Consider the following 11,975-nt stretch of genomic DNA (forward strand, 5'->3'; position numbering starts at 1 on the left):
TTCCTCTAAGCATTTCGGCCGTACAGGGGGAGCAATGGTAGCGGGAGAGGGACTTGAACCCCCGACCCCAGGATTATGATTCCCGTGCTCTAACCAACTGAGCTACCCCGCCAGGGTGGCAAATGGCCCGAAAAACCGTCCTGGACGGACGGGTTGTTTCAAGGCGTTCGCCAAGGTCGCGCGGATATAAGGTTGGGAGGGTGGGCCTGTCAAGCTTCGAAGCGGCCGACATGCGGGCATAATCCGGCCCGCATAATCTGATCCCAGAAAAGCTTTGCCGGACAGACACTCAGGGCCTGCCCCGGGGTTGAGTTCGGCGGGGCACGTCGTTATGTCTCGGCCAAGAAATTCTAGAGTTGAGCGAATGAAGCCGCGCATCGCCGTCCTCGGTTGCGGATACTGGGGCAGCAACCATATCCGCACCCTCAAGGCGCTTGGCGCGCTCCATGCCGTTTCCGACGCCAACCGCGCCCGCGCCGAAGGTTTCGCCAGCGAGCAAGATTGCCTGGCAATCGAGCCGGACAGGCTGTTTGAGCGCAACGACATCGACGCTATCGTCATGGCGCTGCCGCCGCAATTCCATGCCGACACCGCAGTGCGGGCTGTCGAAAGCGGCAAGGACGTGCTGGTGGAAAAGCCGATCGCGCTGACGGTCGCCGACGCCGAGCGCGCGGTGAAGGCGGCAAAGGACAATGGCCGCATCTTCATGGTCGGCCATGTGTTGCGCTTTCATCCCGCTTTCGAGACGCTCAAGGCGCTGATCGACAATGGCGAGCTCGGCGAGGTGCGCTACATCCATTCGCACCGGCTCGGCCTCGGCAAGTTTCATACCGAGAACGACGCTCTCTGGGACCTTGCGCCGCACGATTTGTCGATGATCCTCGCCATCACCGGCACCGAGCCGATCGAAGTGAGGGGCGAGGGGGCAGCACTCCTCGACAATCTCAGCGACTTTGCGCATCTGCATATGCGCTTCCCGAACGGATTGCGCAGCCATCTCTTCGCCTCGCGACTCAATCCCTATCGCGAGCGGCGGCTGACGGTCGTCGGCACCAAGGCGATGGCGGTGTTCGACGACGTGGAGCCCTGGGAGCGCAAGCTTGCCGTCTACCGCCACGCAGTATGGCAGGACAGCGGCCAGTGGGCCTTCACCGCCAACGAACCTGCCTATGTGGCCGTCGGCGAGGGCATGCCGCTGACTCGCGAGCTTGCCCATTTCATGCAATGCATCGAGACGCGCGCCGAACCGCGCACCGACGGCGAGGAAGCGATAAGGGTGCTGCGCATCCTGACCGCCGGCACAGTGATCCACACCGGCTCGTCTGCATAAAGCAATCAGATCGAGAATTTACTCAGCGGGAATCTGCGCCGGCCTGGCCGCCAGCCGGGACAGCATGGCCTCGGCCTCGGCGCCGCGCTCGGAGCGCTCGATGAAGCCGCCGCCGAACACCCGCGCCTCATTGCCGTCGTCGGAATAGAGCACGCAGGCCTGCCCCGGCGCGATGCCCGACTCGCCGTCGGCCAGCTCGACAGAGGTCACGCCGTCGCGGTGATGCAGCACGGCCGGACGCGGCGGCCTGGTCGAGCGGACCTTGGCGAAGAGCTCGATCCCGCCGGCCGGAACATCCGACAACAGTCCGTCGCCCAGCCAGTTCATGTTGCGCAGATAGATCTTGTGCGTCTCCAGCGCTTCGCGCGGGCCGACGATGACGCGCGCGCGGTCGGCGTCAAGATGGACAACATAGAGCGGCTCGCCAGAGGCGATGCCGATGCCGCGGCGCTGGCCGATCGTGTAGCGCAGGATGCCTTCATGGCGGCCGAGCACGCGGCCGTCGATATGGACGATGTCGCCGGGATTGGCGGCGGCCGGCCTCAGCCTGGCGATGATGTCGGAATACTTGCCCTGCGGCACGAAGCAGATGTCCTGGCTGTCCTGCTTGGCGGCGACGGTCAGGCCCATTTCCTCGGCAATGGCGCGGACCTGCGGCTTCGACAGGCCGCCGAGCGGAAAGCGCAGATAATCGATCTGCGCCTGCGTGGTGGCAAACAGGAAATAGCTCTGGTCGCGATCGGCGTCGACCGGCCGGTAAAGCGCACGATGCGCTCCATTGGAGCGCGAACGAATGTAATGGCCGGTGGCCAAGGCGTCGGCGCCGAGATCCTGAGCGGTCGCCAAAAGATCGGCAAACTTCACAGTCTGGTTGCAGGACACGCAAGGGATGGGGGTCTCGCCGGCGACATAGCTTTCGGCAAAGGGATCGATGACCGCTTTGCGGAAACGTTCCTCGTAGTCGAGCACGTAATGCGGGATGCCGAGCGTCTCCGAGACGCGACGCGCGTCATCAATATCCTGTCCGGCACAGCAGGAGCCGGCACGATGGGTGGCCGCGCCGTGGTCGTAAAGCTGCAGCGTCACACCGACGACATCATAGCCTTCGCGCTTGAGGATGCCGGCAACCACCGAGGAATCGACACCACCCGACATCGCGACGACGACGCGGGTTTCTTCGGGGCGGCGAGGGAGATCGAGGCTGTTCATGATGCTTTCACTGTGCGGCGCTCAATGCCAATGGCCGGAATATAGGTCAAGCGCCACGCATGCGCCAGCTTGCGGCCAAGACGAGTTCACCGGCAAAAATCAAGGCCCGGAGGCCGGTGTTTCAAATTCTAAACGAAATCCTAACCGGGCGTTCACGATCCTTACTTAGTCATTAGGGTTCGCTTAGGCAATTTTTAAAGCTGTGACGGTACTGTGGCGGGGATTGGGTCTTTGAGTTTTTAGTAGAGAGTACGATGACCGATCTGGTTAGACCTAGAGTCAAGTATGTTATTGGGCCCGACGGCAGCCCTCTTACGATCGCCGATCTGCCGCCGACGAACACGCGGCGCTGGGTTATCCGGCGCAAGGCGGAAGTGGTCGCCGCTGTACGCGGCGGCCTGCTCAGCCTTGAGGAAGCCTGCCAGCGCTACAAGCTCACCACCGAAGAATTTCTCTCCTGGCAGGCATCGATCGACGAATACGGCCTTGCCGGGCTGCGCACCACGCGAATCCAGCAATACCGGCATTAAGCTGCCGGCCGAAAACGTGCAAGGGCGCGGGACTCCGCGCCCTTCGCTTTTGCGGCGGCCTTCCATTCAAACTGTCAGCACGACCTTTCCGATGGGGCGGGTCGCGAGGAAGGCATGGGCGGCCGCCGCCTGGTCGAGCGGGAAAGCTTTCGCCACATGCGGCATCAGCTTTTTGGCCCCGACCAGCCTGGCGAGTTCGGCGAGCCCCTCGCGATCAGGCACCACAGACATGCGTTCAACGCGGATGTTCCGCTCCTTGGCCTTCGCCCTGGTGGCGTCGTGAACGTCGAGCAGCGACACCAGAACGCCGCCGTCACGCAGCACTTCCAGCGACTTGTCGGCGTGGTCGCCGCCGATCGGGTCCAGCACCAGATCGACATTGCCGACCTTCCCGGTGAAATCGTCCCTGGTGTAGTCGATCACCTCGTCGGCGCCGATCGAGCGGACATAGTCGGTTTTGTCCGGACTGGCGGTCGATGCCACCCAGGCGCCGCGCGCCTTGGCGATCTGCACCGCCAGATGGCCGACGCCGCCGGCGCCGGCGTGAACCAGCACCCGTTGGCCCGCTTGCAGGCCGCCATGGCGGACGAGGCCTTGCCAGGCCGTCAGACCGGCCAGCGGCAAGGCCGCGGCATGGGCATGGTCGATGGCGGCAGGTTTCGCGACGATCTCGTCCGCCGGCGCCGCGGCGAGCTCGGCATAGGCGCCGGCCTGCTTGGGAAAGCGCGGCATGCCGAACACCTCGTCGCCGAGTTTAAAGGCGGTCACGCCGTCTCCGAGCGCCGCGACGGTCCCGGAAATGTCCCAGCCAAGGATGAAAGGCGGTTCGCCGAGCAGCGGAATGAAACCGCCGCGCACGGCGCCATCGACCGGGTTGACGCCCGCGGCCTTGACGCGGACGAGCACTTCACCGGGGCCGGGCTTGGGGTCGGGCTGCTCGGCTACGAAAAGGACCTCGGGTCCGCCGACGGAAGTCTGGATAACGGCACGCATGAACGCCTCCTGTTCGAGTGAATGTGCCCGCTATCATTTGGATAGTAGTATTCGATTGTCGAGTATGTACCTTTTGTATATATAGGCACCTCATGGATAGCGAAGACAGATCTCCCTTCGGCTACGACGCGTTCCGGCGCTCCTGCCCATCGCATACCGTGCTCGAGATGCTCGCGAGCAAATGGGTTTATCTCACCGTCTGCGCGCTGCGGAGCGGCCGGCTGCGCAATGGCGAGCTGGCGCGCAAGCTGGAGGGCATCACGCCCAAAATGCTGACGCAGACGCTGCGCGTGCTGGAGCGCGACGGCCTCGTGCGGCGCGAGGTGTTCGCGGTGATCCCGCCGCGCGTGGAGTACGAACTGACGGAGCTTGGGCGGAACCTTGCGGGATTGCTCAGCCAGATACGCTCCTGGGCGGAAGAGCATGCATCCGAAATCAAGGATGCCCGAACCCGGGCATCGGCCGATCACGGCGAGAAGGCCGCTATGCCGTGAAGACGGCGAGGCCGATTTTTGGCGATTGCCAGCTCTGAGGATGCCGGCAGGTCTCCGGCATGACTCGACTATGCCCGACGATCAGCCGATCATGGCGCTGCGGCCGCCCGTTTCGGCCTCGCGGATCTTGGTGTCGCGCGATTCCAGCATCTCCGCCTTGGACAGCTCCGCTTCAGCTTCGCCGAGTAATGATTCGGCAGTGCTTCGCTGCTGGGCGAGGTCGCTTTGTGAATTCCTGAGGTTGTCGCGGCGCAGGCGAGCCGCCTTGGCGAAGGTCGGATAGGCGAAATGGTTGATGTCGGTGATGCCGGCCTTTTTCTCTTCGGCGATGATCTGCGCCTCCAGCTCGACGGCCATGCGCTCGAACTCGGCGATCATCATGTCCAGCTGCAAGAGCTGCCGCCGCTTCTCATTCACCTGAAACTGCTTCAGTCGAACGAGGTTTTCACGTGACTTCATGACTCGATACTCCGCAAACGCACACCTGCAATACCGTCCAGTCCGCCCGGAAAGACCTAAGCGCCGCCCGTTTCCCCCGGCTTTCCCTGGGCTATAGGAAACAAAGCCCTAAAGATTTTCGCCGGCGGTAACCATTCGTTTACGGGCATTGTTAATCATACGGGCGAGGACTTAAGGCCGGGTAAAAATTCCGGCGGCGGCGGGAAGCCCGGGCCAGCGAGTCCCTGGAGTCACTTAGACTGACTTTTTAATGTGGTGCATCAGCGGTTTTGGTCTGTGATTCGTTATTAGATTCAAGTGGGTGTAGAAAGGGGTTAAAAAATCTGGTATCGTGGATGGCACGAAATTAGGATTTGTTAACCAGTCGGTGGCACCTTCTGTTCAGGCAATCACTGCTCCGGGTCCCGGACGGGTCGTGACACGGTCCGGCAGCAGAAAAGGGGAATGAAATGCGTGTTCTGCTGATTGAAGATGACAGTGCAACCGCACAGAGCATCGAACTGATGCTGAAATCGGAGAGCTTCAACGTCTATACGACCGATCTCGGCGAAGAAGGTGTCGATCTCGGCAAGCTCTACGATTACGACATCATCCTTCTGGACCTCAATCTCCCCGATATGTCGGGCTATGAAGTCCTGCGCACGTTGCGCCTTTCCAAGGTCAAGACGCCGATCCTGATCCTCTCCGGCATGGCCGGCATCGAGGACAAGGTGCGCGGCCTGGGCTTCGGCGCCGACGACTATATGACCAAGCCCTTCCATAAGGACGAGCTGGTGGCGCGCATCCACGCGATCGTGCGCCGCTCCAAAGGGCATGCCCAGTCGGTCATCACCACCGGCGACCTTGTGGTCAATCTCGACGCCAAGACGGTCGAGGTCGGCGGTCAGCGCGTGCACCTGACCGGCAAGGAATATCAGATGCTGGAGCTGCTCTCGCTGCGCAAGGGCACGACGCTCACCAAGGAAATGTTCCTCAACCATCTCTATGGCGGTATGGACGAGCCGGAGCTGAAGATCATCGACGTCTTCATTTGCAAGCTGCGCAAGAAACTCGACGCGGCGTCCGGCGGTCAGAACTACATCGAAACGGTGTGGGGCCGCGGCTATGTGCTGCGCGAGCCGGAAGATATTCGCGTCAGCGCATAAGCCATCCCAGCGATTCGAACGAAAAACCCGGCTCAGGCCGGGTTTTTGCTTGAAAACGGTTCCGGCGAATCAGGCGGCTATCTTCAGGACGCGAAAGCTTTCGAGCAGTTGCGCACGGTTGAAGGGCTTCAGCAGATAGCCTTGGGCGCCGGCGCGCTTGGCGCGCATGATCGCCGCGACGTCGACCTCGACCAGCGAGACCAGAATCTGCGGCTTGATGGGCGCTTCGATAGCACGGATGCGGCGAATAAGGTCCACGGCCGGGACGTCGGCAAGACCACCGTCGATGACGATGACATCGGGCATGTCGCCGGCGCAAATGTCGGTGGCCTCGACTCCGGTCGAGGCCTCGACGACAATCATATCCGAGCCGCCAAGAATGCGTTTTGCGACCTTCCTGATGACGCTCGAATCATCGACGAACAGGCAGCGCTTCATGTCCGGGTCCTCTTTGCCATCTGCCGAACCGCAATCTCGGGGTGGCCGCAAACCACCATAGGCCAATCTGGTAAAGAAGCCGAAAAGCCGTTAGGTAAAGTTTTTCCAAACACGGTGTCGCGCGGCCTTGACCCCGCAGCGCGATTACATGGATCGCGGCTGGCATTGCTCAATCTGCGCCGCCAGCAAAAATATCAGCAATAAAAGATACTTCGGTTTTTCTTAGGCAGCCGTCAGCACGATCTCCTCGGCGGTCGCGTGGATCGAGATCGTCATATTGGCCTCGCGCGCCAGAAGCAGCGTATAATAGGGCTGGACCGAATGGGCGTCGATCGGCTCCTCCGGCTTGTGGCCGGAATGCAGTTCGAGGAATTTCGGCGGCACGCGCAGCATCGGCCCACTGGCCGACAGCGAAAAACGCGGCTCGGTTTCGAGACTTTCCAGCGTGACCACCAGCTTGCCGCCGCGCGGTATGGCCGCGTTGGCGACGAGAATGAGGTTGAGCAGCAGCTTGACCTTGTTCTTAGGAAGCAGCGCACGGGGGCCGTTCCACAGCAGTTCCGGCTTTTCGTTCTTCAAGAAGGCGATGGCCACGGCCTCGGCATCGCCCGTGTCGATCATCATGCCGGCGGAACCCGCGGCGCCGAAGGCGATGCGGGCAAACTGCAATCGCGCCGAGGCGTTCTTGGCGCTCTGGCGAATGAGCTTCATGGCGTCTTCGTCGGCGCCGCCTTCGTCGAGCAGCTCGAGGCCGTTGTTGATTGCGCCGACCGGCGAAATGATGTCGTGGCAGACACGGCTGCAAAGCAGCGCGGCGAGATCTGGCGCGGAAAGGGTGAAAAGCTCGGCCATCGGCGAAATCCCTGCTTAAGTCATTTGTTCATGGCCGAGCGACGGTTTCGCGCCTGCCCACACGAATCACGCTCTTTTCCAAGGCTTTCTGAATACACAGGGCCCGAGCGCGCATCAACAAATCCAAAATCATCGACGGCGAAAATGGTGTGTTTCGCGGGGGAAACCCGCCGCAGCGGCAAAAGCGCAGCCTTCGAACCGCCATCTTCGTGTGGGAGCTTAATGGTTGAAAAAGGATTACGGCATAATTTGCCCGTGATAGCCACCCCGAACGGCCGGCAAGAGCCGCAGGGGTGCGAGGCGTCGGCGAAAGTGCTCCCTGACGGAGATTGGAAGCATGTTTTCCCGATACTACGACCGGACGTTCGTCCGCGTCCTCACCATGACCATCACACTCCTGGCGGCTTTGGTCCTTTCGACCTCGGCGTCGCGGGCTCAGCAGTACACCGCTCAGGAAATCGTCGATTCCGGTCATAAATTTTTCGGCGAGACATCCGGCGGTCTGGCCACCGTCGTCGAGAAGATCTTCGCCTCCTACGGTCTGCCCAATGGCTACCTGCTCGGCGAGGAAGGATCCGGCGCCCTGATCGGCGGCCTGACCTATGGCGAGGGGACGCTCTACACCAAGAACGCCGGCGACCATAAGGTGTTCTGGCAAGGCCCTTCGCTCGGCTGGGATTTCGGTGGCGAGGGGTCCCGGGTGATGATGCTGGTCTATAACCTCGACGACATCAGCAGCCTTTATAACCGCTTCGGCGGCGTTGCCGGCTCAGCCTATGTCATCGCCGGCGTCGGCTTCAACGTTCTGCAGAGCAACCGGGTGCTGCTCGTGCCGATCCGCACCGGCGTCGGCGCGCGTCTTGGAGTCAATCTCGGCTATCTGAAGCTTACCGAAAGGCCGACCTGGAACCCGTTCTGATCGGATTGCGCTCGCTACGATCGCTCGGACAGTGCTGATCGCGCCGCGGCAAGCTCTTGCCGCCGCGTTGAATTTCCGCCATGCCAAGCTGGCACAATCCAGCGATAGCCGCGCCGTAAAGTGGATAGCACGCCTTGGTCCAGTCGGTTCTGTTCTTCGTACTCGGTTTCCTTTGCGCCGTTTTTCTGGCGTCGCTGGTCGCGCCGGCGGTCTGGCGGCGGGCCGTTGTCCTGACGCGCAGGCGCCTTGAGGCTTCGCTGCCGCTGACGCCGGCCGAAATTCAGGCGGACAAGGACCGGGTGCGGGCGGAATATGCCATGACGACGCGCCGGCTGGAGATAACCGTCAAGAACCTTCAGGAAAAGGTCGCTGAGCAGCTGGTGGAGATCGGCCGCGCGAACGAGGCTTTGAAGGGGCTCGCGGTTGAAAGAAAGGACAAGAATCAGGCGCTTTCCGACCTGCAGGCCAAGAATGCGGAGCTCAGGCAGCGCGAGGAAGAGTTGCACCGCCTGGCGGAGAAGCACGCGCAGACGGAGCGGGCGCTGGAGAAGCGCGCGCTGGAGTTGCAGAAGCTCGAGCAGATGTATGACGACGCCAGCTTCTCGTCCTCGAATCGGCAGATCGAGCTGGTTGCCCGCGAATCGGAGCTGGAAAAGCTGGCCAGTGACATCGCGTTGCTCAAAGGCCAGCGCAGGGAGGCGGACCGACGCAATCAGGAGGTCGCGTCCGAGAGCAAGGCCGCGCGCGAAGCGCTGAAGGCGGAGAAGAAGAAAACGGCCGAGCTCGACAAGAAGGTCGAGCGGCTGCTCGCGACGCTTGCCGACCGCGAGGAAAAGCTCGACCGCCGCGAGAAGGATCTCGCCCGAATGCGCGAACGTTCGAAGGAGAGCGCTGCAAACGGCGTTGCGCGGCTGGCTGCCGGAACGGACACGAAAGGCGACGATGTCGATAAGGCAATCGCCAGGCTCGAGGGCGATCGGGAACGGCTGGAGGCGAGGCTGACGGCGCTGGCGCGCGAGAACAAGCGGCTGAAGACCGATCTTGCCGCCGCCACGGGGACGGCAATGCCCGAATCAGCGGGCGACGCACGCTCCGGCGCCGGCCTCCGCGAACAAATGAACGAGCTGGCAGCCGAGGTGGTCAATCTGACGATGAAGCTCGACGGGCCGGATTCGCCTATCGCCAAGGCGCTGGCGGGCGAGGGGCAGCAGAACGGGCGCGGCGTCAGCCTTGCCGATCGTGTCAGGGCGTTGCAGAAGGCCGGCCCGTCCAACTGAGGTGTGTTGGTATTCAGGTGAGGCCGGCCTGCAAATGCCGGCTTCCTGCGCTTCCGGTGCTCACGTACTTTAAGTACGCTCCGCTCCGGTTCTCGGAAGCCACCATTTTCGACTCGGCCTGACCTGAATCTCAATACACCTCAAAGCGTTGCAGCTGTTCGGGCTCTCAGGTCGGGACCGCTAGCGGTTTGAAAAGTGATGCAGGGCGATGGCCGACGCGGCGGCGACGTTCAGGCTGTCGAAACCTTCCGCCATGGCGATCTTCACCGTATGCAACCGGGCAAGCAGATCCCGCGGCAGGCCTTCGCCTTCGGTGCCGAGGTAAAGCGCCAGGCGCGCCGATCGCTCCGCGGCGCGGATGTCGACGTTTCCGCGTGGCGATAGTGCGAACTGGGCGAAGCCAAGCCGATCGAGGGTCGCGGTGAACGTTCCGGTGTCGCCGAATGACGCGAAGGGAACCTTCAGCGCCGCACCGACGGAAACACGGATTGCCTTGCGGTAGAGCGGATCGCAGCACGTCTGGTCGAGCAGCACCGCGTCCGCGCCGAAGGCCGCCGCATTGCGGAAGATCGCGCCCATATTATCGTGATTGGATATGCCGACCAGGACGACGGCCAAGGCACGCCGGGGCAAGGTTTCCACCAGAATCTCGGCGGGCGTCGGATCGCCGCGCAAGCCGATCGCCAGGATGCCGCGGTGCATGTGGAAGCCGGCGATCCGGTCCATGACCTCGCCGGCGGCGACATGGACCGGAAAACCCGCGGGCGCCTTGCGCAAGATCTCCTGCACGCCAGCCAGCCTGTTTTCGAGGATGAGGGCAGACTCGGCGGCGAAGCGTCCGCTCGACAGAAGAAGGTCCAGCACGACCTTGCCTTCGGCGACGAAGCGGCCATGCCGGCCGACGAGGTCGCGCTCGCGGATGTCGAGATAGGCGGCGACGCGTGGGTCCCGAGGATCGTCGATGGAGATGAGGTTCATGCAAATCTCGTCGGCAAAAATTGCCAGCGAGGTAAGGGGCTTTGGATGGCGCGGGTCAAGCCCCGGCGCGGCGCAACCGATAGGCCATCTGTGAAAGGTCGCCGTCGCCGAAAATGCCTTCCAGCATGCGCAGCAATTCGCGCACCGCCTCGGATTTGCAGGAATAGTAAATCATCTGGCGGTCGCGCCGGGTCTCGACGAGATCGAGCGCCCTCAGCTTGGCGAGATGCTGCGACAGCGCGGACTGGCTGAGTTGCACCTTCTCGGCGATGGCGCCGACCGACATTTCATCGTCGATCAGGTGAGCCATGATCAGCAAGCGCTTTTCGTTGCCCATGAGCGTGAGAAAGGCGGCCGCCGATTCCGCATTGGCGATTAGCTTATTTGAGATCATAGATCCCCCAAGGGTCCTGGCTCATCCAGACGCCAGGGGGCAATGGCGCCTGATTCCACGATGTTCAGATGTCGCTAGGCGCTGCTGAATCAGCGCCACTACAAAGGTAGATCATTTCATCTAAATCTCAAGCGTTGCTTTTGCCGGCGCGCGATCAACTATCGCTCTTGCTCGGCCGCGCGTCCCGCCCTGGCCATCTCGACGAGCACCGAACGCAATTCGCGCGCGCTTTGCAAAGGCCGGGGAAAGAAAACCCTGCAGGTCGCATCGGCGACGGCGAGATCCATGCCATCGGGGTCGAAACCGGTGACGATCCAGCCGCCGTCTTCGGCGCGGCCGAAATGACGGGCGTAAAGGGCAAGCGCGTCGCGATGGTCGGTATTCATGTGATCGAGTGCGGCCTGCTCGCTGCCGGCGAACTCCTCGATAAGGGCGGGATCGGTGATGAAATCATCACGGTCGAGAAGAAAGGCCTTGCCGAAGCCGCCATTCAGGCTGGCGCGCTCGGGCTCGAGCCGGAAGAACGAGAAGTCGCCGAGCCCGGCATAGAGCTTCGCCTTCGGATTGCGGTTGAGATAGCGGCGTTCGGCTCGGATCTGATCGGCAGATCCCCGCTCCAGCCGCAGGGCCCGGCATGCCAGGCTGATGCGCGGATGCGCCAGCGGATCGCCCTTGCCGGGTTCGCCAAGCAACAGCGAACAGCGCGGATCCGCGAGCAACGCACCGGTGTGGGCGGACAGCATCGAGATCAGGATCAGCGGCGCGCCGTCGATGTCGGTGGCGACGCCAACCCTGCTTGCCAGCGGCGCGCCGGTGCCGAGCTCGATCGCCGCGAGCGCGCCGAAACGTGCTGCGCGGATCAGGGTTTTCGCGAGCCTGATCGCCTCGGCGTCGGTCTCGCGAATGACGTCCTTTTTCGGTTCGGTCACAGGTTCACCCGAGATAAGTTGATTTCTG

The 11,975-nt window shown here is 62.4% G+C and carries 14 protein-coding genes and 1 tRNA gene; 6 read left to right on the top strand and 9 right to left on the bottom strand.

Annotated elements, in window-relative coordinates; all coding sequences use genetic code 11:
- Positions 1 to 35 precede the first annotated feature (35 nt).
- Positions 36 to 112, bottom strand: a tRNA-Met gene (locus LB526_RS05700).
- Between the two features lie 252 nt (positions 113 to 364).
- On the opposite strand from LB526_RS05700, the gene LB526_RS05705 reads away from it, so the two are divergent.
- Positions 365 to 1,330 carry a Gfo/Idh/MocA family protein gene (locus LB526_RS05705; RefSeq protein ID WP_224524457.1) on the top strand — a complete coding sequence of 322 codons (966 nt, stop codon included), beginning with the start codon at positions 365 to 367 and terminating at the stop codon, positions 1,328 to 1,330.
- An 18-nt stretch (positions 1,331 to 1,348) separates the two neighbouring features.
- On the opposite strand, the gene mnmA is transcribed toward LB526_RS05705, so the two are convergent.
- Positions 1,349 to 2,539 carry a tRNA 2-thiouridine(34) synthase MnmA gene (mnmA, locus tag LB526_RS05710; RefSeq protein ID WP_224626743.1) on the bottom strand — a complete coding sequence of 397 codons (1,191 nt, stop codon included), beginning with the start codon at positions 2,537 to 2,539 and terminating at the stop codon, positions 1,349 to 1,351.
- 254 nt (positions 2,540 to 2,793) lie between these two features.
- On the opposite strand from mnmA, the gene LB526_RS05715 reads away from it, so the two are divergent.
- Positions 2,794 to 3,069 carry a DUF1153 domain-containing protein gene (locus LB526_RS05715; protein ID WP_006203587.1) on the top strand — a complete coding sequence of 92 codons (276 nt, stop codon included), beginning with the start codon at positions 2,794 to 2,796 and terminating at the stop codon, positions 3,067 to 3,069.
- 66 nt (positions 3,070 to 3,135) lie between these two features.
- Here LB526_RS05715 and LB526_RS05720 read toward each other — a convergent pair whose 3' ends face one another.
- Positions 3,136 to 4,062: an NADP-dependent oxidoreductase gene (locus tag LB526_RS05720; RefSeq protein ID WP_140838826.1), complete on the bottom strand. Its 927-nt coding sequence runs from the start codon at positions 4,060 to 4,062 to the stop codon at positions 3,136 to 3,138.
- Between the two features lie 92 nt (positions 4,063 to 4,154).
- On the opposite strand from LB526_RS05720, the gene LB526_RS05725 reads away from it, so the two are divergent.
- Positions 4,155 to 4,556: a winged helix-turn-helix transcriptional regulator gene (locus LB526_RS05725; RefSeq protein WP_140838824.1), complete on the top strand. Its 402-nt coding sequence runs from the start codon at positions 4,155 to 4,157 to the stop codon at positions 4,554 to 4,556.
- 81 nt (positions 4,557 to 4,637) lie between these two features.
- Here the strand turns inward: LB526_RS05725 and LB526_RS05730 are convergent, their stop codons facing one another.
- Positions 4,638 to 5,015, bottom strand: coding sequence for a flagellar export protein FliJ (locus LB526_RS05730; protein WP_040989842.1), 378 nt, complete (start codon positions 5,013 to 5,015; stop codon positions 4,638 to 4,640).
- A gap of 449 nt (positions 5,016 to 5,464) precedes the next feature.
- Between LB526_RS05730 and ctrA the strand changes: the two genes are divergently transcribed.
- Positions 5,465 to 6,160, top strand: coding sequence for a response regulator transcription factor CtrA (gene ctrA / locus LB526_RS05735; protein WP_006203583.1), 696 nt, complete (start codon positions 5,465 to 5,467; stop codon positions 6,158 to 6,160).
- Between the two features lie 69 nt (positions 6,161 to 6,229).
- Here ctrA and LB526_RS05740 read toward each other — a convergent pair whose 3' ends face one another.
- Positions 6,230 to 6,598 (bottom strand): response regulator, encoded by a 369-nt coding sequence (locus tag LB526_RS05740; protein ID WP_095766434.1) that lies wholly within the window; start codon positions 6,596 to 6,598, stop codon positions 6,230 to 6,232.
- Positions 6,599 to 6,820: 222 nt separating this feature from the next.
- On the bottom strand, positions 6,821 to 7,450 hold the full coding sequence (gene chpT / locus LB526_RS05745; RefSeq protein WP_095766435.1) for a histidine phosphotransferase ChpT: 630 nt from the start codon (positions 7,448 to 7,450) through the stop codon (positions 6,821 to 6,823).
- A gap of 382 nt (positions 7,451 to 7,832) precedes the next feature.
- On the opposite strand from chpT, the gene LB526_RS05750 reads away from it, so the two are divergent.
- Positions 7,833 to 8,369 carry a DUF1134 domain-containing protein gene (locus tag LB526_RS05750; protein ID WP_224514585.1) on the top strand — a complete coding sequence of 179 codons (537 nt, stop codon included), beginning with the start codon at positions 7,833 to 7,835 and terminating at the stop codon, positions 8,367 to 8,369.
- Positions 8,370 to 8,503: 134 nt separating this feature from the next.
- Positions 8,504 to 9,646 (top strand): hypothetical protein, encoded by a 1,143-nt coding sequence (locus LB526_RS05755; protein ID WP_140838822.1) that lies wholly within the window; start codon positions 8,504 to 8,506, stop codon positions 9,644 to 9,646.
- A 180-nt stretch (positions 9,647 to 9,826) separates the two neighbouring features.
- On the opposite strand, the gene LB526_RS05760 is transcribed toward LB526_RS05755, so the two are convergent.
- The 3 genes from LB526_RS05760 to LB526_RS05770 all read right to left on the bottom strand — a co-directional run bounded on the left by LB526_RS05760 (position 9,827) and on the right by LB526_RS05770 (position 11,947).
- Positions 9,827 to 10,624, bottom strand: coding sequence for a TrmH family RNA methyltransferase (locus LB526_RS05760; protein ID WP_140838820.1), 798 nt, complete (start codon positions 10,622 to 10,624; stop codon positions 9,827 to 9,829).
- A gap of 55 nt (positions 10,625 to 10,679) precedes the next feature.
- The gene (locus LB526_RS05765; protein WP_095766438.1) at positions 10,680 to 11,018 is read right to left on the bottom strand and encodes an ArsR/SmtB family transcription factor; all 339 of its coding nucleotides are present in this window, start codon (positions 11,016 to 11,018) and stop codon (positions 10,680 to 10,682) included.
- Between the two features lie 158 nt (positions 11,019 to 11,176).
- Positions 11,177 to 11,947, bottom strand: a complete 771-nt coding sequence (locus LB526_RS05770; RefSeq protein ID WP_224626746.1) for a HugZ family protein — start codon at positions 11,945 to 11,947, stop codon at positions 11,177 to 11,179.
- Between the last annotated feature and the right edge of the window lie 28 nt (positions 11,948 to 11,975).

The sequence above is a fragment of the Mesorhizobium sp. CA6 genome (assembly GCF_020165035.1).
In the GTDB taxonomy this organism is placed as follows: domain Bacteria; phylum Pseudomonadota; class Alphaproteobacteria; order Rhizobiales; family Rhizobiaceae; genus Mesorhizobium.